This window comes from Lysinibacter sp. HNR (assembly GCF_029760935.1).
Lineage (GTDB): Bacteria > Actinomycetota > Actinomycetes > Actinomycetales > Microbacteriaceae > HNR.
Map to the genome: position 1 here is coordinate 2,019,616 of NZ_CP121684.1, position 25,409 is coordinate 2,045,024.

Genomic DNA, 25,409 nt, shown 5'->3' on the forward strand with positions numbered 1-25,409 from the left:
TCCTCTTGTTTGATTCTTAAACCCTGCGGTTCAAAAGCCGTGTAAATTCGGATGTGGTTGGGGGTGGTTTTATACGCTGCGCTAACCGACTAGCTGGCGGCGTAGCTCGCTCAGGCGGCTCGACACGCTCGCATCGATGACGTCGTCGCCAATTTGAATGTGTAGACCACCAATGATGGTGGGGTCAATGATCAGGTTGATTTTAACGGGACCGCCGTATGATCTGCTCAGTGATTTTTGTAACCGCTCAGAACGGGCTGCGTCCAGGCTCTGCGCCGCTCTGACGGTTGCCAGAGCAAAGCCCATCTGCTCGGCCACTATTTTGGCCGCTCCCGTCAGAAGCTCTCCGATACGGCGCCCCCGGGGCATGCTCACCAGGTGGGTAACAATCGAAAGAGTCGCGCTAGAGGCCTTGCCAGAGAGAAGACGATTGGCCAGTGCGACCTTGGCATCGGAGATACTGAGGGTACTGCCCAGCGCCAATTCCAACTCTGAGTTGGAAGAGACGGCAACGTTAATCGCAAGAATTTCTTCGTCAATAGATAATCCCGCAGGTGCGGTCACAGCAAAAACCCGAATTCCCAGGTCTTCAAGGCCGCCAACAACGTCTTCCGGGGAAGACCAGCGGCTACTCGCAACTGTTTGCAGGAGAGTGAGAGCGGGTTCTGACAGCAGATCGGAAAAAAGACGGTTAACAACCGTGATTTTCGCCTCGTCATCAGCCACCGGGTCGCCGATCACTGAACGCAGCGCAGAATTTTCGTTGAGAGAGCGAGCAACAAGAAGCAGCTGCTCCCCTGCCTCAGCGGTTAACTTCGTTGCCAGGGAGTTCAACACTCCCTGGGCCTCTACAAGAGCTTCTCTGGATGCGCTACCCATTTATTTAGCGGCCTTAGCTGATTCGGAAGTTTCGAGGTCTGCGAGGAAACGATCAACCAGCGCACCAGCCTTCTTATCGTCGCTGAGGCTTTCGCCGACCACGCCAGAGGCGAGATCAATCGCAAGCGACCCGACCTCTTTGCGCAGAGTAGTGACAGCTGTTTGGCGTTCGGCTTCGATCTGAGCCTTAGCACTGGCCGTCACACGAGCGGCCTCGGTGACTGCGTTTTCTTTTGCTTCCGCAATAATATTGGCACCGTCTGCACGGGCACTTTCGCGAATCTCTCCGGCCTCTTTACGAGCTCCAGCGAGCTGCGCAGTGTACTTCTGCAGCGCGGCTTCCGCCTGCTCCTGTGCCTCGTCGGCTTTTGCAATATTGCCTTCGATAGCAGCAGAACGCTCATCCAGCATCGTCTGCATCTTGGGAAGAATCATCTTCCAGAAGAAAAACAGAATGATTACAAAGCACACCGCAGACCAAACAATGTCGTATGTCAGGGGGAGAATTGGGTTAACCGTTTCTTCCTTAGCAGTAGCGACAAAAACTGCGTTGAGCATGTTGCCTCCTATCGAGACGGTAGAGATAATTTAGGCACCAAAGATGAAGGGGGTTGCGATAGCGATAAAGGCGAGAGCCTCTGTGAACGCGATACCGATCCACATGAGAACCTGAAGACGACCAGCAAGTTCGGGCTGCCGTGCAACACCCTCAATTGTTTTTCCTACAACGATGCCCACACCAATGGCGGGTCCGATAGCTGCAAGACCGTATCCAACGGTTGCAATGTTTCCTGAAACTTGAGCAAGAACTGACACTGTGTTTCCTTTATCTTTAGTGGTTAAGTACAGCGGATGCTGAACTCATTTAGTGCTCTTCAGCCAGCGCAAGCTGGATGTAAACAGCGGTGAGCAGGGTGAATACGTATGCCTGGAGAACCGCGACAAGAATCTCGAAAAGTGTAAACGCCAGGGAGAAGGCAAAGGTTCCCACGCCAAACAGCTTAAAAATTCCGTCGCTGTAGAGAATGAAGAAGTTAGTCGCACCGAATAGGAGCACCAGGAGCAGGTGGCCAACCAGCATATTCATCAAAAGACGAAGGGTGAGCGTGACGGGTCGGATGATGAACGTCGAGATAATCTCGATCGGAGTAACAATTATGTAGACTCCAAGCGGTACGCCCGAGGGGAAGAGCGAGTTCTTAAAGAAGTTTTTGGGACTCTTCTTGATTCCCGCGTAGATGAAGGTGACATATGAAACCACCGCAAGAACCAGCGGGAGGCCGATTGTTGAGGATGCCGCAATGTTCAACCCGGGGATAACTCCGGTGATATTAAACGCGAGAATGAGGAAAAACAGCGACGTGAGAATCGGCAAAAAGCGACGACCGTCTACCTTACCTAGGAGGTCTTCTGCGATGTTGACCCGAACAAAGTCGAGACCCATCTCAATGAGGCTCTGGCCGCGACCTGGAACCAGCCTCATCTTGCGCGTACCAAGCCAGAAAAGAAGAATGAGAACTATAACCATGAGAAAACGAATCAGAACGATCCGATTGATCTCAAAGTTTGTGCCCTCGAAGAAGATTACCGGTGGGAAGAACTCGTTAATAGTGGGCGGATGAAACTCGCCATCACTGGCGGCCACAAACGAAACTGACGAGCTCAGAACGTTAGCTAACAGCGCTATCTCCTGAATCGGGGTGTAAAAACAAGCTCACACGACGACGAACGGCGGACATCCCAACGGTGAACACAGAGATTCACATCCATAACGGGAACTGCTCTAGCTTATCAAGTTTTTCACTGCGGAACGCAAGCTGAGGCCTAAATTAGTTGACTTTTTTTGATGTGCTGGATATAGAATGTTGCGCCCGCACCCTGATCCCGTGGCAGTCGCTATCCTAAACGGCCCTCTTCCCAGAGAGATCTCCCACGTAGGGAAGGCGAGATTTTGTCACGATGATCACGTCGAGAACGAGTGAGCACACCACTCCCACAAGAAGACTTACAAAAAATAACTTCGGGTTAAGCCAGGGCTGATCTCGGAGCAGAAGAACGGCAACAATAAAAAGACCAAACTTAACTATCCAAGACCCAAGAACCGAGATAAAAAACCACACCACATACAAATCGCTCTTCACAAAGAAGTTTGAAACAAAAATACTTAAAACAGTGATACCCATAAAGACAAAGGCGCTGGCCGCTCCGAGCCCACCGCTTAACGCACCCCGACCGCCGTCAACGCCCACCCCTATGAGGGACATCACTGTGATTACCACAACCGCGACGATTCCACCGACGATAAGCGCCTTCTTCAGAACCGGCTGCGATGAGGGGGTGCCCCTCTCCACGGTAGAGGCTCCCTCATTCGGCTCTTTCTGTTTCCCCGGGGAGACGGATTTAGTCGGCGGTTGCTCGGAGTTGTGATCTATCATGGCTACTTTTCTGTTTACGATACGCGTGATCTGTCTGACAAAGTGGTTTCTATGAATTTAGGTTAGTCGTTAAGCCTGATTCGCCCCTCGGACGCTTCATCAAGCGGGTCGTATGAAGCAAGCACCTCCGAGGCCGCCGAATCGATATCGGCAGCCTGCACATCTACCTCTGTGCGTTTACGAGGGTCCAGTGGAACGAGTGTTATCACGACACACACAATAAACCCAAGGCCCATAAAAATTAGAGGAGTCAAAAAAGATTGCATCACAAAAATCAGCAGGAACCCAACCGCTATCACAGCGGTCCACGAATAAAAGATGAGAACCGCCTGCAATTGACTGTGCCCCATGTCGAGTAGACGGTGATGGAGGTGCTTGCGGTCTGCACTAAAGGGGCTCTTACCCGCGCGCACACGCCGAATAACGGCAAGCGAAAAGTCGAGAAGAGGCACCAGCATGACTGCAAACGGCAGAATTATGGGAATATATGCTGCAAGAAGCACCTTGCGGTCGTCAAGTATTCCAGGGTTCAACTGGCCCGTTACCGAAATGGTCGACACCGCCATGAGCAGCCCTATCAATAGGGCACCAGAGTCCCCCATAAACATTCGAGCCCTGTGCCAGTTAAAGGGCAAAAAGCCCACACAAACCCCAACGATGACCACCGCAATAAAGCTAGAAAGGTTAAAATAATTACTCGGGCTGGTCTGCTGAACCAGCAGATACGAGTAGACAAAGAAAACACCATTGGCAATAATCGCCACGCCCGCAACGAGACCATCAAGTCCGTCAATAAAGTTGATGGCGTTCATCACCAGGACGATCAAGAAAACGGTGAGCGCAAAATTGACAAGGGGCGAGGCAACCAACAGACTATTTCCCAGGGGAAGCGATACAATCTGAACGCTCTGCCACGCAAGAAGACCGGCGGCTAGCAACTGGGCCCCAAGCTTGATCATCCAGTCAAGATCCCACAGATCGTCGGCCACACCAACCAGCACGATGAGCAAACAAGCACCCAGAATAGCCCAGATAGGCCCTGGATTCGCAAAGACTAGCGCAAAATAAGTTACCCCAAACCTACCAAGTTGCGAGGCAATACCAAACGCAACAAGTACCCCGCAAAACATTGCTATCCCACCCAGGCGAGGAGTGGGCGTTATGTGAACGTCACGAGCACGGATAGCAGGGGCAAGTCGGTATTTTTTGCTCAGAATCAACACACCGGCTGAGACCGCAAAAGACACCAGCGCGGCGAGTAAACCGATCAGAGCGTAAGCGCGCACTAACTCACCGTCACAGTCGGGATCGCCGCCGCTAATTGCTCAGGAGTAATCCCCCCCTGGCGAAGCACCACAAGCTCGCCCCCGTCATCGGTTATCGCGCGGGCATCAATAATCGTGGAGGCGATTCCTGAAGACTCTCGTTCCCCAGCGTCCAGGTAGACGGCGACGGCGTCGGCAAGCATTCTTTCAGCCTCTGCTGCACTTGTTGCGGCTTCCTGTCCGGTGAGGTTTGCGGAAGACACCGCGAGCGGACCTGTTTCAGCAAGCAGCTCAAGAGCAATGGGATTATCCGGCATCCGAACCGCAACACTACCGTTGGTGTCGCCAAGATCCCAGCGAAGCGAAGCTTGCGCCTGAAGGATGATTGTGAGGGGCCCCGGCCAAAATGTCTCCACCAGAGTACGAACGGGCGCAGGTACAGAGTCGGTAAGGGCGGCAAGCATATCGGTGTTTGCGATGAGGACGGGGGGCGGTGATTGACGGGTGCGGCCCTTAGCGTCAAGAAGACGCTGCACCGCCACCGGTGAAAAGGCATCCGCAGCAATCCCGTAAACCGTGTCAGTGGGCAGCACAACAAGCTCGCCCCGTCCTATCGCGCCGCGCGCGTGGCGCATACCAGCCAAAAGCTCAGCACTCACTGAACAATCAAATACCGTAGCCATAACCATCCCATGATAGTTAGTAACAGTGTGAGAAAGCCCAACCACACTCAGAGCGAGCGCAAATAGTTACCTAATCAGCGTCTAGCAACCGTGGCCCGATCCCTGTCGGTAAAGTCTTTGTGCGTTGTCGGGTTCTGCCATCCGTCCGCACGAAGAATATCTCGAATATTCTCACCCTGCTGCTCCGCGTGCTCAAGGACAAGGGTTCCTCCGACAACAAGCAACCTCTGAGCGACTATGCTCACAGTACGCACGACATCAAGCCCATCTTCTCCGCCGTAAAGAGCTATCTCTGGATCAAATATTCGCACCTCGGGGTCCCGCGGAACAGCGGCAACCGGAATATAGGGCGGGTTAGAAATCACAACGCTCACCCGACCCGCAAGGTGGGGGACGGCTTCCGCGAGGTCTCCACGAATAAGCTGCGCGTTCTTGGCATCCACACTGTAAAAGTTTTTTTGGGCCCAGGAAAACGCGTCACTGCTCTTTTCTATGCCGTACACATCCGAATGGGGAACTTCGGTTGCCATGGCCAGGGCGATGGCTCCGCTCCCCGTTCCCAGATCGACTGCAATCGGTCGCTCCAGTGATGATTCTCGAAGCGCGTCAATCGCAAACTGAACCACAAACTCGGTTTCGGGGCGCGGCACAAACACCCCCGGGCCAACCGCAAGGCTCAGCCCCCGAAAGGGCGCAATCCCTGTGATGTGCTGCAGGGGAACACGGGCTGCGCGCCTCAACGCCAGTTCCTCACCCAGCTCACGCTGATCCGGAGTGAGCGTTTCTCCCAGAATCGCAAGCGACTGCACACGACCCCGTCCCTCCCCCAAGATATGACCCAGCAAGAGCTCAGCATCCACACGAGGATCCGGTACTCCAGCCTCCTCTAGCTGTGCTGTTACCCGGGCTAAAAACGTTGCAATTGACAACGGAGCTTTGCCGGACGAAGAAGAGGTAAAAACCACGGTGAACCGCTTTCAATAAGAAAGATGATGAGTATTTCATATTACAAAACATCCGTAATACTTGCGCACACGAGCTCCCCGACGCATAACATGGGGAGCAGCGGAGTAGATGCACAGTGCGCTATAACCCCGCAAGGCATACTAAAAGGAGTTCTCGTGTCACAACGTATCCACTCAAATATAACCGAAGCTTTTGGTCATACTCCCCTGGTGCAACTCAACCGGGTCACCGATAACGCGGGGGCCCGCGTACTTGCAAAACTCGAGTTCTACAACCCCGCTGCCAGCGTAAAGGACCGGCTAGGCATCGCAATTGTTGATGCCGCGGAAAAAGCGGGACAGCTTGCACCCGGCGGTACAATCGTTGAGGGGACCAGTGGCAACACCGGAATTGCACTCGCACTGGTGGGAGCGGCTCGAGGTTATCGGGTGGTTCTTACCATGCCGGAGACCATGAGCGTAGAGCGCCGAGTACTCCTGCGAGCCTATGGAGCCGAAATTGTGCTTACTCCAGGAGCGGAGGGGATGAGGGGGGCCGTTGCTCGGGCAAAAGAAATAGCCGAAAACACCCCCAACGCCATCTGGGCACAGCAGTTTTCTAACCCGGCCAATCCCGCTATTCATCGAAACACAACAGCCGAGGAAATATGGAACGATACCGCGGGTAACGTGGATATTTTTGTCGCGGGCATTGGAACCGGTGGGACAATCACCGGGGTTGGGCAGCTGTTGAAAGAGCGTAAGCCCGACACCCGGGTGGTTGCGGTAGAACCAATTGATTCACCGCTCCTGAGTGAGGGTAAGGCCGGACCCCATAAAATTCAGGGCATCGGGGCCAACTTCGTGCCCGAGGTGCTAGACACCACCGTGTACGACGAGGTTTTTGACGTGACCCTGGACGACTCTATAAGGATGGCCCGTGCACTCGCGACGGAGGAGGGAATTCTCGCAGGAATCTCTTCCGGATCCGCGGTGCACGCAGCGATCGAAGTGGCAAAAAGACCAGAAAATAAGGGTAAAACAGTGGTTGTAATCGTCCCCGATTACGGAGAGCGATACATTTCTACCGTTCTCTATGAGGATCTTCGTGACTAAAAAACGCACCCCCCGGGCACTCTTTCCACGGTTACACGAGGATATTCTCGCTGCGAAGGCCCACGACCCCGCTGCGCGTAGTTCCATCGAAGTGTTTTTTACATATTCGGGTGTTCACGCCGTATTTTGGCACCGGATTAGTCATCGCCTGTGGCGCATCGGCTTTAAATTTATAGCCCGTGTACTCGCGCAATTCACACGATGGATAACAGGTATTGAGATCCACCCCGGCGCCACCCTAGGGCACCGGGTGTTCATTGATCATGGGATGGGTGTGGTGATCGGTGAAACCGCAATTGTGGGAAACGATGTCATGCTCTACCACGGTGTCACGCTCGGAGGTACCACAAGCGTTCACTCTAAACGACACCCCACGGTGGGGAATCGTGTCATGATCGGCGCGGGAGCTAAGTTGCTGGGGAACATTACGATCGGAGAAGACAGCGTGGTGGGTGCCAACGCGGTTGTGGTGAAAGATGCCCCCGCCCGCTCTCTGCTCGTAGGCATTCCAGCCACCGTGCGTCCCCGTAAGATGTCGCCGTCACCGGCTTCTCACGGTTCCAGCGACGAAAGCAGTGACGCAAGCGCAATACCAGATCAGGACTATATCGATCCGGCGATCTTTATTTAGCCTCACGTCAAGAGGAGATACGGTAACAAGAACCTTTAGCCTGGCAGCACACAAAATAATGAGGGGCTGCTCCCGACCTCACGGAATCAGCCCCTCGTAACGGATAGCAAAGACTACACCACCGCTTATTTCTAGTGCACCATATCTAGGTTAAAGATAAACTTGTATTCTTGACCGCGCCTGGCTGCCTCTGCACTCTGAACTGCTGCAATGATGTGGAAAACAAAAAGCACAACAGCGGCTGCCCAGAGCAAAAAGATCAGAAGGCCACCGATAAAGGGCACAAACAGCAGGGGCTCACCCAAGATAAACGTGCACACAAACAAGATCAGACGAACAAGCGAGAAGTTCAGATTGTTTCGCAGATAGCTATCGTAGAGCGGACTCTGACCTTTTTGCACCAGATAAAAGATCAGCGCAGGTATCCAGGTGAAAAAAACGCTGAGCCAATAGTTAAGCTGCAGGTTACTCATCTGTGCGGGGGTCAGTCCCACCGTGGGCTGCTGTGTGTATCCCGGTTGCTGGGAATACCCGGGCTGCTGTGAGTATCCCGGTTGCTGAGAGTATCCGGGCTGCTGCGTATAGTCCGGCTGTCCCATACCCGGCTGTCCCGTACCCGGCTGCTGCACATGCGGAGGTAAATTGTTTCCGGGTTGCTCTGGGACAGGTTGACCCGGGTTCATTTCGTTTGTCATGAGAACACTCTCCTAAAATCGCTAAACGACTTGGGTGCGCAAAACATCACCGTACATTTGAGTATCCTCCTATCGGAACAAAAAGTACATGGCACAGAATAGATTTACAAGAAATTATTCGTGTTTTACGCTGGTACAGTAGTCAGTTCTTGGAGACGCAAAACATGAGTCCCAAACCCTGAATTTCACAAGCTAGCCGCTATCACCAAGCTCTGCCAACCGGGCCTCCTCATCAAATGCAATGCATGACTCGATAACGGGTCCGAGAGCACCGTCCATCACCGCGTCGAGATTGTACGCTTTATACCCCGTACGGTGATCCGCAATACGATTTTCGGGGAAATTATAGGTGCGTATACGCTCTGAGCGGTCCATCGTGCGGATCTGAGTTTTACGGTGAGCACTTGCCTCTGCTGCAATCTCTTCTTGCTGCCGGGCAAGAATACGAGCACGAAGCACACGCATAGCAGCCTCGCGGTTTTGTAGCTGGCTCTTCTCGTTCTGCATTGCAACAACGATTCCCGTGGGAAGGTGCGTCAATCGAACCGCGGAGTCGGTTGTATTAACCGATTGGCCACCGGGACCGCTCGAGCGATAGACGTCCACCTTCAGATCGTTAGGGTGAATCTCCACCTCACCGGGCTCGTCCACCTCGGGAAAAACAAGAACACCCGTTGTAGACGTGTGAATACGTCCCTGAGACTCGGTCGTGGGAACACGCTGAACGCGGTGAACCCCACCCTCATATTTGAGATGAGCCCACACCCCCTGCGAGGGGTCTGAGGCATTACCTTTAATAGCGAGCTGCACATCTTTATACCCGCCCAGGTCACTCTCGGTTCGCTCTAAGAGTTCCGTCTTCCAGCCGCGAGACTCGGCGTAGTGGATATACATGCGCAGAAGGTCAGCGGCAAAAAGCGCCGACTCTGCGCCGCCCTCGCCGCCTTTTATCTCCATAATGACATCCCGGCCATCATCCGGGTCGCGCGGGATCAGGAGGCGGCGCAGCTTCTCCTGCGCCACTACTAAGCCCTCCTCCAACTCCGGAATTTCCTCGGCGAAACTCTCATCCTCTTTTGCCAGTTCGCGAGCAGCTTCAAGATCTTGCTGCTGCTGCACCCAACTCTCATGAGCGGTCTTAATCTTGCTCAACTCAGCGTAGCGCCTGTTTACCTTTTTCGCTCGCACGGGATCGGAGTGCAGCGCGGGGTCGGCAAGTTGCTGCTGAAGGTCCTCGTGCTCCGCAAGCAGGGTGTGTACTGATTCAAACACGTGACTATTCTTTCGTTGAAGAAATTGCGCCCGACTTTTGCATCAGCATCAGGAATTCCACGTTTGACGAGGTCTCTTTCAGCTTACTCAAGACAGCCTCAAGCGCCTGCTGCTGGTCAAGGCCGCTCAGCGCTCGGCGAAGCTTCCAAGTAACTTTCACCTCGTCAGGCCCCATCAGCATTTCCTCACGGCGAGTACTTGAGGCCGTGACGTCAACGGCGGGGAAGATACGCTTATCAGCCAGGTGACGCGACAGGCGGAGTTCCATATTGCCGGTTCCCTTAAACTCTTCGAAGATAACCTCATCCATCTTGGAACCAGTTTCGACAAGAGCGGTTGCAAGAATAGTAAGTGAACCTCCGTTCTCAATATTGCGGGCGGCACCAAAAAAACGCTTGGGCGGGTAGAGCGCGGCAGCATCCACACCACCGGAGAGCACTCGACCAGAAGCCGGAGTAGACAGGTTATAGGCACGCCCCAAGCGGGTAATCGAATCGAGCAACACAACAACGTCGTGACCAAGCTCGACCAGACGCTTAGCCCGTTCAATAGCAAGCTCGGCAACCGTGGTGTGGTCTTCGGCGGGACGATCAAAGGTTGAAGCGATCACTTCGCCCTTCACGGTGCGCTGCATATCGGTGACCTCTTCAGGCCTCTCGTCAACCAGTACAACCATAAGGTGCACCTCGGGATTATTGGTTGCAATGGCGTTTGCAATCTGCTGCATCACAATGGTCTTACCCGCCTTGGGCGGCGCAACCACAAGTCCGCGCTGACCCTTACCGATGGGCGAAACCAGGTCGATGATGCGCTGTGTTAGCTTTTCAGCTGATGTTTCTAGACGCAAACGCTCCTGGGGATACAGGGGAGTGAGATCGTTAAAATCAACGCGTTTTTCGTTTTCTTCGACGCTAAGACCATTAATGGTGTCAATTTTAACGATGGCGTTGTATTTTTGTCGGCTACTGTGGTCACCCTCTTTGGGCTGACGAATAGCGCCAACAACCGCGTCTCCCTTACGCAGATTGTATTTCTTAACCTGTCCCAGAGAAACGTATACATCGTTCACTCCCGGGAGATAACCGCTCGTGCGAACAAACGCGTAGTTATCAAGCACATCGAGGATACCCGCGATCGGCAGTAATACGTCATCTTCACCGATCTCGGGCTCAAAGTCATCGTTATTTCCGCCACGACGTTTGCGATCACGCTGGCGATTCCGCGAGTTACGCGAGGTATCCTCACTTGAGTCGTTGCCACCGCGGCCGCCGTTACGACTTCCTCTGGAATTATCGTCTTGCGAGTCATCACCCTGAGTGTTTCGATTACGATTACGCCCACGATTTTGCCGCGGCTCATTATTTGAGCCGTTATCGGATGTCTCCGGAACGGCCTGGCCGGCTGCGGAGACTCCCCCGGCATCGGCACTAGCCTCCGCTGTAGTGGATGCGCCACTTTTGCTACGACTATTACGCGCACCACGACCCACGCGGGAATCAGCATCATTCGAAGTGGATTGGTTCTCATCGGAACTCGCGTCGCTTGGAGCTGCAACCGTGCCACTGGGGGATACGGACTCCTGGACGGCGCTGTCAGATGCGGCTTCAGGCAGAGCGATGGCTTCCGAGGAATCGGCTTCAGCCGCCGCAGCCTCGGCCGTCTTACGTCCACGTTTTGCACGCGTTACTTTTTTCTCCGATTTTTTCTCTGTATCAATCTCGCTCTTTTCAGCGGGAGCCGTTTGATCATTTGAGGACAAGCCGCTATCTGCAACAGTATCCGGTTCCGCTGACTCATCACTTCGGGCGGTGGAAGCGGTCTTAGAGGTGGCCCGTGTTGCACGCTTGGTCGGGAGGGCTTCGGCGGCACCATCCTCAGCAATCGTCGCCTCTTTTGCATCGCTAGCGGTAGCTTTTTTAGCACGGCTCGCACGTTTTTTAGGGGCGGCGGGCTCAGGAGCATCCGCGGCGACATCATCCGCTGGGGTTGCCGCATCGTTCTTCTTACTGGAGGCGGCAGTAGCACGGCTACGAGTAGCGCGAGTAGTTTTTTTAGCGGGAGTTTCGGAGAGGTCCGCTGATGTTTCGGCGGCTGTGACCTCCGCGGCTTCGGTGGAAGCGGTTGTTTCAGCAATCGTTGCCGATGATGCCCGACGAGGGGCACGTTTCTTGGGAGCTTCTTTGGTCTCCTCTGCAGCTGCACTAACTGTTTCTGCAGGATTGGTTGCGGCGTCAGACGGAGTGGTCAAATCGCCAGTATGAGGACCGTTGGAGGCATTCTCCACGATATGTTCCTTTCAATAAGGGGTTTGATGGCGTACCGCCCGCTAGTACGTAAGCCCGGTGAGTATCACTCGTTCTGCTCCCGTATAAATAAAGCGAGGGTGCCTCACACTCTGAAATTTTATCTAATAAAAAACTCTTTTTGCTAACTTTTAGCAAAAAGGTTTCGTATAAAATCTCCGGTGTGCATGGAATCAATCAGGCTCCTATAAGAACCGATTAAGAGTAAAAGTGCACTCAACCTCAAAGATCGCATACGCGTCTTAAATTTGTTAAGGCACAGAAACTACTGTAGCACCTTTAAAGTCAACCGCCAGTGACAGAGCCTTCCACGGGTTATCTGACACGCTATTGGCCAGTCTCACGGCAGCGGCTCGCTGAGCAGGATCACTGCATAAAACAAGGATTGAAGGCCCCGCGCCGGAAACAACCGCGGGATATCCGGCACCGCGAAGGGCCGTAATCAAATCGCGGGTCTGCGGCATAGCCTCCCCCCGATAGTTCTGGTGCAGGCGATCCTCAGTCGCTTCGAGAAGAAGCTCCGGGCTCTGAGTGAGAGCTGTTACCAGCAGAGCCGAACGTGACACGTTAAAAACAGCGTCTTCATGAGGAACAGTTTCTGGCTGAAGGCTACGGGCAACCTCCGTAGACAGCACAAATTCGGGAACAAGCACCAGCGGGTAAACACCGCGATGCACCGTGAGTTTCTTGTGTCTGGGTCCGTCAATTCCAGCCCACGCAATAGTCAGACCGCCAAAAAGAGCGGGAGCAACGTTATCCGGGTGCCCCTCCTGCTCGGTTGCAAGAGCGAGAAGCAGATTCTCGTCAAACTCAACACGCCCCTCAAGCAAACCAGACGCCGCCATAATCCCCGAGACAATGGCGGTCCCCGAAGAACCAAGACCCCTCCCCTGCGGTATAACGTTGTGGGCTACGAGATTGAGCCCGGGAAGAGGCTGTCCCACCCGTTCAAAGGTGTGGGCAAGAGAACGAAACACCAGGTTATTTTCGTCCGTCGGAATATCCCCCTCTCCCATTCCTCTCACCTCAACGGTCACACCTGGCTCGTTACGAACGGTAACCTCAAGTTCGTCGTAGAGAGCGAGGGAGAGCCCCAGAGTATCAAACCCGGGACCCAGATTTGCCGTAGTTGCGGGTACCCGGACTCGAACGCTACGTCCGGCGAGACTCATTCGGCACCTTGCGTCGGCACAAGCTTCAGCGCAGCGGCAACCTCGGCAACGTCAACCGCGACGACAGTGGGCTGCGCCTCGCCGCCCTCTTCGTTCCGAAGCGCCCACTGCGGGTCTTTGAGACCGTGCCCTGTTACTGTAATTACCACCGTAGCCCCGTTGGGAATTTCCCCCGCAGCCGCCCTCTCTAAAAGACCCGCAACACCAGCGGCAGACGCCAGCTCCGCAAAAACCCCCACCTCAGCGGAGAGCACTCGATGAGCCTCCAGAATCTTGGCGTCGCTTATCGCTCCAAAGTATCCCTTGCTATCGTCGCGCGCACTGAGTGCTAACTCCCACGATGCAGGGTTTCCAATACGAATCGCACTAGCAATAGTCTCAGGATCCTTCACCGGATACCCCAACACCATGGGAGCGCTACCCTCGGCCTGAAATCCAAACATGCGGGGAACTCGATCCGAAATACCAGATTCTGCAAACTCTTTATAACCGCGGTGATACGCCGTATAGTTACCGGCATTGCCCACGGGAATAAAGTGAAAGTCGGGGGCCTTGCCCAGCTGCTCCACAACCTCAAACGCGCCGGTTTTCTGGCCTTCAATGCGGTCGGGATTCACCGAGTTGACCAGATGAACCGGGTAGTTCGCCGAAAGCTCGCGCGCAATATCAAGGCAATCATCAAAATTTCCCTGCACCTGAAGCAGGGATGCATTGTGTGCGAGCGCCTGGCTCAATTTGCCCAGAGCAATCTTACCCTCCGGAACAAGTACAGCAGCGGTGACCCCTGCCTGAACCGCGTAGGCCGCGGCCGAGGCGGAAGTGTTTCCCGTTGAGGCACAGATCACCGCTTGGGCGCCGTGCTCCACTGCCTTGCTAATAGCCATTGTCATCCCGCGATCTTTAAAAGATCCGGTGGGGTTCATCCCCTCGTACTTAATAAAAACATTAGCCCCCGTACGCCGTGACAGCGCGGGCGCGGCGATGAGTGGCGTACCTCCCTCACCCAGGGTGACAACGGGGGTTGCATCGGTGACGTTCAAACGATCAGAATATTCGCGGATAACACCGCGCCAAAGATGGGTCATGAGATTCCTTCGATTCGTAAAACACTTTTCACGGCTGTAACAACGCTGAGAGCGGCTAGTTTCTTAACCGTGGCAGAAAGAGCAGACTCTTGTGCACTGTGGGTCCCTATGACAAGCGTAGCGGTGCGAACCCCGTTTGTGACAACAGATGCAGATTGCACCACCGTCTCTACAGACACACCGTGGGTTGCAAGCACACTCGCTACCCGGGCTAGTACACCGGGCTCATCACTCACCTCAAGAGTAAATTGATACCGGGTTTCTATGGCCCCCACGGGAACAACAGGAAGATCAGCACGGGCTTTTAAAGCGACTCCCGGTCCCCCTGCGAGGTGCCGCCGCGCCGCGGAGACAACATCTCCCAGCACTGCGGAGGCGGTCTCTACCCCTCCAGCACCCGCGCCGTAAAACATGAGACTTCCAGCCGCCTCTGCCTCCACAAAAACCGCATTTTTGCCCTCGTGAACGGTGGCAAGAGGATGGTCTCGGCTGATCAACGCCGGATACACACGCGCGGAAACGGACTCTACACCGGTTTCTGGGTCCGGTAGGCGCTCCGCAATAGCAAGGAGCTTGATTGCGTAACCGGCCTCGCGAGCCGCGTTCACCTGGTCGGCCGTCACCTCCGTTATCCCCTCACGATAAACCTGCTCCACCGGCACTGAGGTGTGAAAAGCGAGGTTTGCCAGAATAGTTACCTTCTGGGCAGCATCGTATCCCTCAACATCGAGAGTGGGGTCGGCTTCCAGAAACCCAAGCTCTAAAGCAACCCGAGCCGCATCCTCAGCACTGTCACCAAAACGATCCATGCGATCAAGAATGTAGTTGGTGCTTCCGTTCACAATGCCCATCACCCGATTAATCCGGTCACCAGCAAGGCTGTCGCGTAGCGGACGCAGGATGGGGATTGCTGCAGCAACCGAAGCCTCGTAGTAAAGTTGCGCCCCCACCTGATCAGCAATATCAAACAGTTCGTCGCCGTGCTCCGCCAGCAAGGCCTTATTCGCCGTGATAACGTCGGCACCCGAGGTTAACGCCTGAATAATATAGCTTCGTGCGGGTTCAATGCCGCCCATGAGTTCAACAACAATGTCAGCACCGTCAATCAGGGCCGCGGCATCCGTTGTGTACAGCTCGGCGGGGAGATCAGCATCACGTTTTGCGTCGAGATTACGCACCGCGATCCCCGCAAGCTCAAGGCGAGCACCCACTCGAAGCGCAAGCTCATCGGCATGGTCAAGCAGCAGGCGGGCCGTTTGAGAACCCACGGAACCGGCGCCCAGGAGGGCGACGCGCAGGTTTCGATACTCGATCATATTTCTCCTTGTGTACGCGGGGAGTATGGTGTGAAGATAGTGCCTAATTATCGGGAAAAGCTAACCGACGATCCCGCAGTCCCGCGATAGCAGTTCAGTCAGTCCCTCGCCACGGACGATCATCCGTGCTTGACCCCCGCGCACCGCAACAACGGGGGGTCGCCCCAAATAGTTATAGTTGCTTGAGAGTGACCAGCAATAGGCACCCGTTGCGGGAACCGCCACAAGATCATCCGGTGAGATGTCCGCAGGCAGGTAATCACTGTGCACAATGATATCGCCACTCTCGCAGTGTTTCCCCGCAAGACGAATCAGAATAGGATCCGCGTCGGATACCCGACTCGCTAAACGCACCGAGTAGTCAGCACCGTAGAGAGCGGGACGCGCATTGTCGCTCATACCCCCGTCAACGCTCACATAGGTGCGCACCGCACCGCCCTCAAGCGCCACCGGCTTCACAGTCCCCACTGTGTACAGGGTGAGGGTGGAACGACCTATCACAGCCCGGCCAGGCTCAAAGAGCACAATCGGCATGGGAATGGCCAGGTCATCCACGGCGCTTCGAACCGCACCCGCAATTTGATTGGCAAGCTCCGTAATTTTTGGTGGCTCATCCTCTTCCGTATAGGCAATCCCAAAACCACCGCCGAGGTTGAGCTCGGGAACGGGGCCGTCAACCAGGAGGTCGCGGTGCACCTCTAAAAGACGGCGTGCAGACTCAGCAAAGCCCTCCGACGCAAAGATCTGCGATCCAATATGACAGTGCAGGCCCAAAAATTTGAGGCTCTCCCGGGAACGAATACGTGCTACGGCATCCGGCGCCGCTGAAAGAGGAAGCCCAAACTTCTGATCTTCGTGTGATGTCGCCAAATACTCGTGTGTGTTTGCGTGAACCCCGCTGTTCACCCGCAATCGCACGTTCTGCACGACTCCGGCAGCCGCAGCGATACTCGCTATCCGCTCAATCTCGATCAGGCTGTCGATGATGATGCTTCCCACACCCGCCTCAACGGCCATGCTGATCTCGGCTACGGACTTGTTATTTCCGTGCAGACCAATTCGAGCCGGAGGAACGTCTGCGGCGAGCGCAACCGCCAATTCTCCCCCGCTGCACACGTCCACTCCCATTCCCGCCTCATCGACCCAACGGGCAACCTCCGTGCATAAGAAAGCTTTACCCGCATAGTAGGTTTTTGCCGTGGCACCAACCCGAGCAAAAGCCCCCTCAAATGCCTCACGAATCTCTACTGCCGTCTCCCGGGCATCCACCTCATCAACCACGTACAGCGGAGTGCCAAACTGCTGTGCTAGATCCGTAACGCGCACACCGGAAACCGTCACGATTCCCGAGCTATCGCGAGCTACACTGCGGGAAAAAATCGCGGGATTCAAGAGGTTGTTATCGGGTTGAGTCACCTAAACATCCTATACTCGCAGCCGCTAAACCCGCATAATAGTAACGGTTTACTACAACACGCTGGTAACGTAAGGGCCGTGAACACACCCGCGCTTCAACCGTCACCCAAGACTCCCCTGAGCGTTTCGGCCTCAATTACCGGCTGGTATTTTTTCTTTTACACAATTGTACTGGCGATGTCGTTTACACTCGCGGACGCGGGCACTCCCGGCGTTATCGCCTATTGTATTGCCGTCATCACCTCGGCACTCCTCGCCGCCGGTATGTTTATGCTCGCACGCAACCTACGTCGGGAAGCCCTGACACGCGATTACCCCGCTCGCGCCGCAACACTGTGGCGGCGACTCCTAGCGGTCATTTTTCTTACGCTCGGGATACTCGGCTCCGTCACGGGGGCACCCTATATTTTTGCCACCTTTATACTCGCCACATCTGTCACCTCGGGCGACGGCGGAATTACCGCGCTGGTCAACTACACCCTGTTTTCCCTGATCATGGTAACGGTTCTCTCGCTAGGAGCAATGTTGTGGAGGGCTGGCGGCGCCTATCCTGGGCACGGCGCAAACGGGACTACAACCGGCAACGGAAGCTCACCAGAGAATAAAACCGCACCGAGGCATAATTCCCTATAGCTCCTCGTGTCTATCGGGGTCTCCGTCAAAGAGCCGCCCGTCCGCCTTACCGAGGGCGGTAATGGCAGCAACCTCCACATCCGTCAGTTCAAAACTAAAAATATCGATGTTCTGCCCCTGCCGCTGGGGGTTCGCCGACTTGGGGATAGGAATAGTTCCAAGCTGCACGTGCCAACGGAGGATAATCTGGGCGGGGGCAACCCCGTGAGCACGCGCCGCGGCCTCGATAACAGGTTCTCCATAGGGTGCGTTTCGTTTCCCCAACGGGCTCCACGACTCCGTCTGAATACCGAGCTCCGCGTGAACCGTCCGCAGTTCTTCCTGAGGAAAGTAGGGGTGAAGCTCCACCTGATTGACGGCGGGAACCACTCCAGAATCACCGATAATCACGCGCAGGTGCTGCTCAGTAAAGTTGCTCACGCCTATGGATCGCGCCAGACCGTCTTTCTGCAGCTGAACCAGCGCCTGCCAGGCATCCGTGTACTTATTGATGCCTGGATTGGGCCAGTGGATTAGATAGAGGTCGATGTAGTCGACCCTCAGGCGCCAGAGAGTCTCGCGCGCCGAATCCACAGCGTCGTCATAGTCGTGAAACCGTCCCGGGAGCTTGGAGGCGATAAACACCTCGTTACGGTGGATACCCGAGCGTCTGATCCCCTCTCCTACGGCGGCCTCGTTATCGTAGTTCACCGCGGTATCGATCAAACGGTACCCCGCCGAAATAGCGGTCTGTACCGCGTGCGCCCCTTCATTCCCACGCAGGGGATAGGTTCCGAATCCGATCTGGGGCAGCTCAGTGTTGTCGTTGAGACGACGTGTGGGAATTGCAGTCATACGCCTAGCGTACGTCGATTGTGGCCACCGTGCTCAGGTCTTCGGCAAACGTAAAGGCTGCGCTGACACTCCCCCCTCGAAGAACCTTGGGAAGCCAGTATTGGGCATCGTCCCACATTGCGCTGTAGTCGATCTGGTCAAGAGGGTACCAGTCGAGCTCTAACTCGTCAGAGTTCACGGGGGTGCCCACCCAACTGTGTAAAACAAAAACGGTTGACTTCTGATCCCACTGAGGGTGAGAAGGAAAACTATAGTCAATTTTCCCTGCCTCACGAAGATCCTGAGGATTAACCCTCAACCCTGTTTCTTCGGCGATCTCACGAACTATTGCCTGTGCGGGGGTTTCTCCCACCTCCAGCTTGCCGCCGGGTCCCACAAGCTTTCCCACACCGATTCCGCGCTTCTTCACTCCCAAGAGCACCTCCCGAGTGTCGTCCTCTGCCGTGCGAATCAGATAACACACCGATACCTGTGAATTTGCCATGCATCCGAGCCTAGCTGAGAGGTCCACTTTTATCTGGCCATTAGTGTAGAAACTATGCCTATGTCCAAATTTCCCACAGCAAAACGTGTTCCTTTTTCTCGAACGCACCACGGTGACACTTTCGCTGATAACTATGAGTGGTTACGCGACAAGGGCTCTCCCGAAGTATCCGCCTACCTGAACGCCCAAAATGCCCACACCGATGCGCAGACAAAGCACCTCTCAAGCCTCCAGGAATCAATTTTTAACGAGATTAAAAACCGCACAAGCGAGACCGATCTTTCTGTTCCCTCCCGCCAGGGACAGTTCTGGTATTATACTCGCACAGTAGAGGGCAAGCAATACGGGATTCACTGCCGGGTCCCTGTCCTCGGGCAAGACGATTGGGCACCACCAACCTTAAAACCTCAAGAACCGGTCCCGGGCGAGCAGGTCCTCCTGGACGGCAATAAGGAGGCCGAAGGACACGAATTTTTTGATCTGGGAAACCTCGCAATAAGCGCAGACGGACTCTTCCTCGCCTACCTGGTGGATACCGTGGGCAATGAACGCTATACCTTACGTATCCGAGACCTCGCAACGGGCTCTGATACAGCAGATGTTATTGAGGATGTCGCAAGCGACATCGTCTTTTCACCAGACGGAAAATTTGTGTATTACAGCACCTATGACGACGCCTGGAGAGTGGATACCGTATGGCGACACACGCTGGGTGCTACTTCCGCTCCCGTGCAGATCTTTCACGAGCCAGATGAAAAGTTCTGGCTTGAAGTGCGCCCAACCCACAGCCGCAGATACGTTCTTATCGAGGTGGGTTCGACCACCACGAGTGAGTATCACCTACTCGATACTCACTCGACAGACCAGGAGTTTCAGGTTGTCTGGCCACGCAGGAGCGGAGTCGAATACAGCGTTGAGCACGCACTTATTCAGGGTGAAGACAGGCTTCTTGTTCTACATAACGACGAGGCCCCCGGGTTCGAGCTGGTGTCCGTTGATCCCAAAAACCCCGGTGTAGATAAGACTTCGGCTCGGGTCCTCGTGAAAAGTTCGCCCGATGTCCGTCTCACCTATGCCCTTGCGTTTGAAACCTTTCTCGCCCTGGGTTATCGTCGCAAGGGACTCACCCAGGTGGCGGTCATACCCGCCCAGAAAATCGAAGAATCTCTTGATATTCATCAGTGGGAACTCACGTTTGAGGAGCCTTTCTACACCGTACTTCCGGGCACAAATCGTGATTGGAAACAGCCCATTTTAGTATTGGAGTACTCCTCCCTTATCACGCCACGAACAATACTCTCGGTGGACAGCGTTACCGGTATACGCACCGTTCTCAAACAGCAGCAAGTTCTGGGAGGCTACGACCCATCACGCTACGAGCAACGACGCGAGTGGGCCACCGCTCCGGACGGTGCCCTAGTGCCGGTCTCGCTGGTCTATGCCAAGACGGATACCACGGACCCTCGCCCCCTGCACCTGGAGGGCTACGGTTCGTATGAGGCAAGTTTTGATCCAGAGTTTTCAACGCTGCTTCTCCCCCTTCTTGATCGCGGTGTTGTCTATGCCATTGCGCATGTTCGTGGAGGCGGTGAAATGGGCCGCCACTGGTACGACCAGGGCAAGTTATCCCACAAGAAAAATACCTTCACAGACTTTATCGCAGTGGCGGAGCACCTCGTTTCAACCGGGCAAACAACCGCAAAAAACCTTACCGCCGAAGGCGCTAGTGCCGGCGGACTGCTCATGGGAGCTATCACCAATATGGCCCCAGAGCTCTTTGCAGGTGTGTTTGCAAACGTGCCTTTTGTTGACCCGCTCACGAGTGTTCTTGACCCGTCGCTCCCCCTGACCATAAACGAGTGGGACGAGTGGGGAAACCCCCTACACAGCGCAGAGGCATACACCTACATAAAAAGTTACTCCCCATACGAAAACGTGCGCGAAGGGGTGCAGTATCCAAAGATACTAGCCGTTACCAGCCTTAACGACACCCGCGTGCTCTATGTGGAACCGGCAAAGTGGGTGGCTCGCCTGCAAGAGGTGGGTGCCCCCGCCCTCCTCAAAACCGAGATGCACGCGGGGCACGCCGGCGTAAGCGGTCGCTACAACGTGTGGCGTGAGCGCGCGTTTGAACTCGCCTGGCTCCTTGATACCCTCGGCCTCGGTGACCCCTCGTAGCGGTGCCCAGCTGTAACTATCAGCAACATTTACACCGCCAACAGTAGGATGTACCCATGAGTAACTACATCCCCGAAGAGGGCAGCGTAACCATGTTTTCTACCACGTGGTGCGGTTATTGTCAGCGCCTCAAGAAGCAACTGGACAGCGTTGGAATCGGCTACACCGAGATCAACATTGAGGAGGTTCCCGGCACCGCAGAGCTAGTAGAGTCTCTCAACGGTGGGAACCAGACGGTCCCCACCGTGCTGTACCCCGACGGATCAAGCGCCACCAACCCCTCCCTCAACGATGTTAAGGCTGTCTTGGGAGTCTAGGTTGGGGACGAGACCTGTCTCTCCCCTAGCCGAAGAGAATTGCAGCCTCATCGTAGCGGTGCTGCGGCACCGTCTTCAGCTCTCCCAGAGCTTCTTCTAGGCCGACCACCTCGACCTCGGTTCCCCGGAGAGCAACCATGTTACCCCAGCGCTCCTCCAGCACAGTATCGATGGCTGCGAGGCCCAGGCGTGTAGCGAGCACACGATCGTAAGCCGTTGGTACGCCCCCGCGCTGGATATGCCCCAGGACGGTCGCACGAGACTCAATTCCCGTTCGTTCCTCAATCATGGGGGCTAAAATCTCGGCTATTCCTCCCAACCGTGGCCGGTTAAACCCGTCGAGCCCCTTGTGCGAATGAGCGTCCTCCATGGTGGTGAGTTTAAAGCCCTCCGCAACGACCAGCAGCGGTGCCCGCCCCCGATCACGCACGCTCTCCACCCAGGTAACAATTTGTTCGATACTTACCGGCTGTTCCGGAATCAGAATCGCGTGTGCGCCGCCGGCCATCCCGGAGTGCAGGGCGATCCATCCCACATGACGACCCATGACCTCAAGCACCATGCAACGCTTGTGCGAGTCGCCGGTTGTGCGGAGACGGTCAATAGCTTCGGTCGCGATTTCTACCGCAGTGTCAAAACCGAAGGTGTAGTCGGTGGCTCCCAGATCATTATCGATGGTTTTGGGCACCCCAATGATCTTTATACCGGCATCTGCCAATCGTTTTGAAGCGGCCTGAGTACCTTCTCCACCGATAGCAACAACCGCATCAATTCCGAGACGATCGAGCGTCTTTTGAATATTCTCGGGTCCCCCGTTTGGCCCCTCATACGGGCCAAATCTGCTGGTTCCCAGAATGGTTCCGCCCTGTTTTGCGATACCCCGAACGCGGTGCCTATCGAGAGGGATAATATCCCCTTCGACCAGCCCACGCCACCCATCGCGAAAACCAACGAAATGTTGCGAGTAGACACTTGTCCCTTTGAGAACAATTGCGCGGATAACCGCGTTGAGTCCCGGGCAATCGCCACCACTCGTCAAGATTCCGATCTTCATTACACACTCCCTAATAGTTCCTGTTTCAGTGGAGGATGCGTCAGTGCATCGGTCGAGTCACTGTGACCCGCAGAGCAGACAGTGAAGTCTGCTCTAAGACGATGCTATCGCTCTTTTCAAGAGGTGGATGAGCGCTTCCAGCTGAACCGAGTCCCCATCGTTGATCGCGGCGTCGTTGCCGTCAAGGGCACGAGCTGCGAGACCCGCTTTTCCATCGATAAGTTCAGCAATTTTACTGTCGACAGTGTTTGCCGCAACGATACGCCAGGCGGTAACGGGTTCTTCCTGACCAATTCGGTGAACACGATCAATAGCTTGAGTCTGTTCCGCGTCAGTCCAGCTGAGCTCGGCCAAAACAACGTTTGATGAGGCTTGCAGGTTGACCCCCACGCCGGCCGCGGTAAGCGAGCAGACCACAACGGAAACGTCGGGATCGTTATTAAACGCGTCAATTTGTGATTGACGTAGCTCCGAGGTTTGATCCCCACGGATCGACACGGTACGAAGCCCCCGCTCTGCCAGCAGATTCTCCGCCGTGTCCATCACGTCGATATGCTTAGCGAAAAACACCACTTTACCCACGGAGCGGGCAAGCTGTGCTGCGTAGTCCGCCGCGAGTCCGGCCTTTGCCTGACCAATCTTACGAACCATGGTAAAGACGTTGGTTCCGGTCTTTGCCGGTCCTGACTCTTCGAGTTCTTGATGCGCAACCATACGAATCAACGCATCGGTAGACATCTCGGCACCCAGACGTCCGGCAAGGGCACGGTTATAGCGCGCAAGCATTTTACGCCCCAGCTCCTCCTCTGCCTCACGAATACTGCGTCCCAGATCGTCGTCAAGCTCAACGGGAAGGTCAACAACACGCTTGTCCGGAAGGTCGGCGGCAACATCAATCTTCTTGCGTCGCACAATTCCCATATCAATTACTGACTCGCGTGCTGCCGCGTAAAATCCGGGGTCGGCCGGGGTCAGACCGGTGTCTTCCAGGCGGTCCATGAGCTGGGCGGTCGGCTTAGTCTCGTCTGTCCAACCAAGAAATCGCCAGATAGCACGGAAATCATCCACATCGTTTATCAGCGGGGTTCCCGTGAGAGCTATCAAAAGGGGCCGGCCACCCGGCGTATCCTTACGAATACGATTTGCAATGGTAAGAACGTTCTTGGAGCGCTGCGATTGCAAGTTTTTAATCATATGAGCCTCGTCGACAACCATGCCGCGGAAACCCATCTTGCTAATCCAGCTGAGATGCCTATCAAGAATTTCATAGTTCACGATAAAAACATCGGCAAACGCATCGAGGTTTTCGCCGTCTCCCTGGATAACAGTTGGGCGTCGCTGAGGTGTCCAGCGCTGAACCTCACGGGCCCAGTTCATCTTTACCACGTTGGGAACAACAACAAGCAGGGGGTAGGCGTCGGCCACGGAGGCGGCTATAACCGATTGTGCGGTCTTTCCTAAGCCGGGCTCATCAGCGAGCAAAAAACTGCGGTGCCCTCGCTTAACAGACTCGACAAATCGGGCCTGATGAGGCATGAGTTCTTGATCTTTGGGAGCAAAACGGTCGATAGGTGCCGCCTCGGGAAGGGACATGCTTGCCGCTTTGCCTCCGGCACCCTGTTCAAACGATTTAAACAGAGGCCCAAGAAGCTCCCAGTTAGAGAGGCGTACAACCGGGCGTGGAGGGGCAACCGGGGTCAGATCTGGCGCGAGGAAGGGATTTGATCGCTGACGAGCGATGACGGTGGGTGGAACGACCTGCCGCTCTGCAAGTTCGGGTGGAACGATAACCTCAACCACGGGAGCCATCGGCTCCTCTTCGGGGACGTCGTGTCCAGCGGTTTCTAGAAGTTTGCGACGAAATTTACGCGCGGCCTCATTCACCGGAGCGTCTGGTTCAAGCAGCGTGATGAGGGAGGTATCCCTCGCGGCGGTTTTTGCCAAAATAGAAGCTATACCGTCAAGGCGCTTAAGCGTTTCCGCCCGATCCGCATCACTGAGTTCGGGATCCGTCTTGGCCCGTGAACGCTCATCACGCATAAGAAGCGCAATCACCTGGAACTTGGTACGGTTAAGCGGAGTTGTCTTGCCTCTCTGCGCGGAGGCCTCAACCTCGCGAACCGCGCGAGCAAGAAGAGGGATGAGTCCCTCGTTGTTGGGTTGCTTAGAGGACGCCTTGCGGCTCTGTTGCCCAGACTTTTGAGCTGCCTGCGGAAGCTCTAAGTCTATCTTTTTTATTTCTGGCTGCGCCATATCTCTCCTGATCAGAACCGGACTGGCCGGTTAAAATGTTCGAAAACTCTATCCCCACAGAAGTAATTCTCCCTCACAGGGGTAAACGAAATCATGCAGTGTAATGAATTTCTATTCCTGAGCAACGTGTTGAACGGTCAGGAGGGTGATTGAAACAACTACGCTAGCAGTATTCTATACCTTCATCCTGTGACCACGCTATTCCCGAATTTTCACCCGACCCATAGCCCGAGACAGATACCCTCCAAACAGACACACAAAACATCATCACTAAAAGACTTCCCCACTACTCAACCGATAAAATCTGTTATTGGGTTCCTAAACATCTTACCGATACCTTGACACTTATTTGTTACTCCACACACCGAGAGACTCACCCCTCTCGATAATCATCGGCTCTTAAAACAAGGGTTTTCCCCCTTCATCCTGGTGATGTATCAGCCT

Annotated in this window: 24 protein-coding genes; 5 read left to right on the plus strand and 19 right to left on the minus strand. The window is 54.9% G+C overall.

All coding sequences use genetic code 11. From position 1 onward, the window contains the following. Positions 1 to 81: 81 nt before the first annotated feature. From FrondiHNR_RS09085 to prmC, 8 genes are all read right to left on the minus strand, one after another. On the minus strand, positions 82 to 879 hold the full coding sequence (locus FrondiHNR_RS09085; RefSeq protein WP_279352454.1) for a F0F1 ATP synthase subunit delta: 798 nt from the start codon (positions 877 to 879) through the stop codon (positions 82 to 84). After that, positions 880 to 1,437, minus strand: coding sequence for a F0F1 ATP synthase subunit B (locus tag FrondiHNR_RS09090; protein WP_279352455.1), 558 nt, complete (start codon positions 1,435 to 1,437; stop codon positions 880 to 882). Positions 1,438 to 1,467: 30 nt separating this feature from the next. Further along, positions 1,468 to 1,695 carry an ATP synthase F0 subunit C gene (gene atpE / locus FrondiHNR_RS09095; RefSeq protein WP_279352456.1) on the minus strand — a complete coding sequence of 76 codons (228 nt, stop codon included), beginning with the start codon at positions 1,693 to 1,695 and terminating at the stop codon, positions 1,468 to 1,470. Between the two features lie 49 nt (positions 1,696 to 1,744). After that, positions 1,745 to 2,566, minus strand: coding sequence for a F0F1 ATP synthase subunit A (gene atpB, locus FrondiHNR_RS09100; RefSeq protein ID WP_279354523.1), 822 nt, complete (start codon positions 2,564 to 2,566; stop codon positions 1,745 to 1,747). Positions 2,567 to 2,780: 214 nt separating this feature from the next. Further along, a complete protein-coding gene (locus FrondiHNR_RS09105; RefSeq protein WP_279352457.1) occupies positions 2,781 to 3,314 on the minus strand; it encodes a hypothetical protein in 534 nt (177 codons plus the stop codon). Between the two features lie 62 nt (positions 3,315 to 3,376). After that, entirely contained in the window at positions 3,377 to 4,600 is a 1,224-nt protein-coding gene (locus tag FrondiHNR_RS09110) for an MraY family glycosyltransferase (RefSeq protein WP_279352458.1), read from the minus strand. Continuing rightward, positions 4,600 to 5,262 carry an L-threonylcarbamoyladenylate synthase gene (locus FrondiHNR_RS09115; RefSeq protein WP_279352459.1) on the minus strand — a complete coding sequence of 221 codons (663 nt, stop codon included), beginning with the start codon at positions 5,260 to 5,262 and terminating at the stop codon, positions 4,600 to 4,602. Before FrondiHNR_RS09115 ends, FrondiHNR_RS09110 begins: the two co-directional genes overlap by 1 nt. A gap of 74 nt (positions 5,263 to 5,336) precedes the next feature. Further along, positions 5,337 to 6,191, minus strand: a complete 855-nt coding sequence (gene prmC, locus FrondiHNR_RS09120; protein WP_279354524.1) for a peptide chain release factor N(5)-glutamine methyltransferase — start codon at positions 6,189 to 6,191, stop codon at positions 5,337 to 5,339. Positions 6,192 to 6,383: 192 nt separating this feature from the next. On the opposite strand from prmC, the gene cysK reads away from it, so the two are divergent. Both cysK and epsC read left to right on the plus strand, forming a co-directional pair. Next, positions 6,384 to 7,322: a cysteine synthase A gene (cysK, locus tag FrondiHNR_RS09125; protein ID WP_279352460.1), complete on the plus strand. Its 939-nt coding sequence runs from the start codon at positions 6,384 to 6,386 to the stop codon at positions 7,320 to 7,322. Beyond that, positions 7,315 to 7,953 (plus strand): serine O-acetyltransferase EpsC, encoded by a 639-nt coding sequence (gene epsC, locus FrondiHNR_RS09130; protein WP_279352461.1) that lies wholly within the window; start codon positions 7,315 to 7,317, stop codon positions 7,951 to 7,953. The genes cysK and epsC overlap by 8 nt, the downstream gene beginning before the upstream one ends. A 131-nt stretch (positions 7,954 to 8,084) precedes the next feature. Here the strand turns inward: epsC and FrondiHNR_RS09135 are convergent, their stop codons facing one another. The 7 genes from FrondiHNR_RS09135 to lysA form a co-directional block, all read right to left on the minus strand. Then, the gene (locus tag FrondiHNR_RS09135) at positions 8,085 to 8,648 is read right to left on the minus strand and encodes a DUF4870 domain-containing protein (RefSeq protein WP_279352462.1); all 564 of its coding nucleotides are present in this window, start codon (positions 8,646 to 8,648) and stop codon (positions 8,085 to 8,087) included. Positions 8,649 to 8,840: 192 nt separating this feature from the next. Then, positions 8,841 to 9,920, minus strand: a complete 1,080-nt coding sequence (gene prfA / locus FrondiHNR_RS09140; protein WP_279352463.1) for a peptide chain release factor 1 — start codon at positions 9,918 to 9,920, stop codon at positions 8,841 to 8,843. A 4-nt stretch (positions 9,921 to 9,924) separates the two neighbouring features. Beyond that, positions 9,925 to 12,204, minus strand: a complete 2,280-nt coding sequence (gene rho / locus FrondiHNR_RS09145) for a transcription termination factor Rho (protein ID WP_279352464.1) — start codon at positions 12,202 to 12,204, stop codon at positions 9,925 to 9,927. A gap of 270 nt (positions 12,205 to 12,474) precedes the next feature. Beyond that, positions 12,475 to 13,395: a homoserine kinase gene (gene thrB, locus FrondiHNR_RS09150; RefSeq protein WP_279352466.1), complete on the minus strand. Its 921-nt coding sequence runs from the start codon at positions 13,393 to 13,395 to the stop codon at positions 12,475 to 12,477. Beyond that, positions 13,392 to 14,480, minus strand: coding sequence for a threonine synthase (gene thrC / locus FrondiHNR_RS09155; RefSeq protein WP_279352467.1), 1,089 nt, complete (start codon positions 14,478 to 14,480; stop codon positions 13,392 to 13,394). Before thrC ends, thrB begins: the two co-directional genes overlap by 4 nt. Next, a complete protein-coding gene (locus FrondiHNR_RS09160) occupies positions 14,477 to 15,796 on the minus strand; it encodes a homoserine dehydrogenase (RefSeq protein WP_279352468.1) in 1,320 nt (439 codons plus the stop codon). The genes thrC and FrondiHNR_RS09160 overlap by 4 nt, the downstream gene beginning before the upstream one ends. 60 nt (positions 15,797 to 15,856) lie before the next feature. Then, entirely contained in the window at positions 15,857 to 17,212 is a 1,356-nt protein-coding gene (lysA, locus tag FrondiHNR_RS09165; protein ID WP_279352469.1) for a diaminopimelate decarboxylase, read from the minus strand. 78 nt (positions 17,213 to 17,290) lie between these two features. Between lysA and FrondiHNR_RS09170 the strand changes: the two genes are divergently transcribed. Then, complete coding sequence (locus tag FrondiHNR_RS09170; RefSeq protein ID WP_279352470.1) at positions 17,291 to 17,845, plus strand: hypothetical protein; 555 nt, start codon at positions 17,291 to 17,293, stop codon at positions 17,843 to 17,845. Here FrondiHNR_RS09170 and FrondiHNR_RS09175 read toward each other — a convergent pair. Together FrondiHNR_RS09175 and FrondiHNR_RS09180 are read right to left on the minus strand one after the other, a co-directional pair. After that, on the minus strand, positions 17,840 to 18,679 hold the full coding sequence (locus FrondiHNR_RS09175; RefSeq protein WP_279352471.1) for an aldo/keto reductase: 840 nt from the start codon (positions 18,677 to 18,679) through the stop codon (positions 17,840 to 17,842). The genes FrondiHNR_RS09170 and FrondiHNR_RS09175 overlap by 6 nt on opposite strands. Before the next feature lie 4 nt (positions 18,680 to 18,683). Further along, a complete protein-coding gene (locus FrondiHNR_RS09180) occupies positions 18,684 to 19,163 on the minus strand; it encodes an 8-oxo-dGTP diphosphatase (RefSeq protein WP_279352472.1) in 480 nt (159 codons plus the stop codon). 60 nt (positions 19,164 to 19,223) lie between these two features. On the opposite strand from FrondiHNR_RS09180, the gene FrondiHNR_RS09185 reads away from it, so the two are divergent. Both FrondiHNR_RS09185 and FrondiHNR_RS09190 read left to right on the plus strand, forming a co-directional pair. Further along, on the plus strand, positions 19,224 to 21,341 hold the full coding sequence (locus FrondiHNR_RS09185) for a S9 family peptidase (protein WP_279352473.1): 2,118 nt from the start codon (positions 19,224 to 19,226) through the stop codon (positions 21,339 to 21,341). A 56-nt stretch (positions 21,342 to 21,397) separates the two neighbouring features. Then, positions 21,398 to 21,658, plus strand: a complete 261-nt coding sequence (locus tag FrondiHNR_RS09190; protein WP_279352474.1) for a mycoredoxin — start codon at positions 21,398 to 21,400, stop codon at positions 21,656 to 21,658. Between the two features lie 25 nt (positions 21,659 to 21,683). Here FrondiHNR_RS09190 and FrondiHNR_RS09195 read toward each other — a convergent pair whose 3' ends face one another. After that, positions 21,684 to 22,712, minus strand: coding sequence for a 6-phosphofructokinase (locus FrondiHNR_RS09195; protein ID WP_279352475.1), 1,029 nt, complete (start codon positions 22,710 to 22,712; stop codon positions 21,684 to 21,686). A gap of 93 nt (positions 22,713 to 22,805) precedes the next feature. After that, positions 22,806 to 24,965 carry a DEAD/DEAH box helicase gene (locus tag FrondiHNR_RS09200; protein ID WP_279352476.1) on the minus strand — a complete coding sequence of 720 codons (2,160 nt, stop codon included), beginning with the start codon at positions 24,963 to 24,965 and terminating at the stop codon, positions 22,806 to 22,808. Between the last annotated feature and the right edge of the window lie 444 nt (positions 24,966 to 25,409).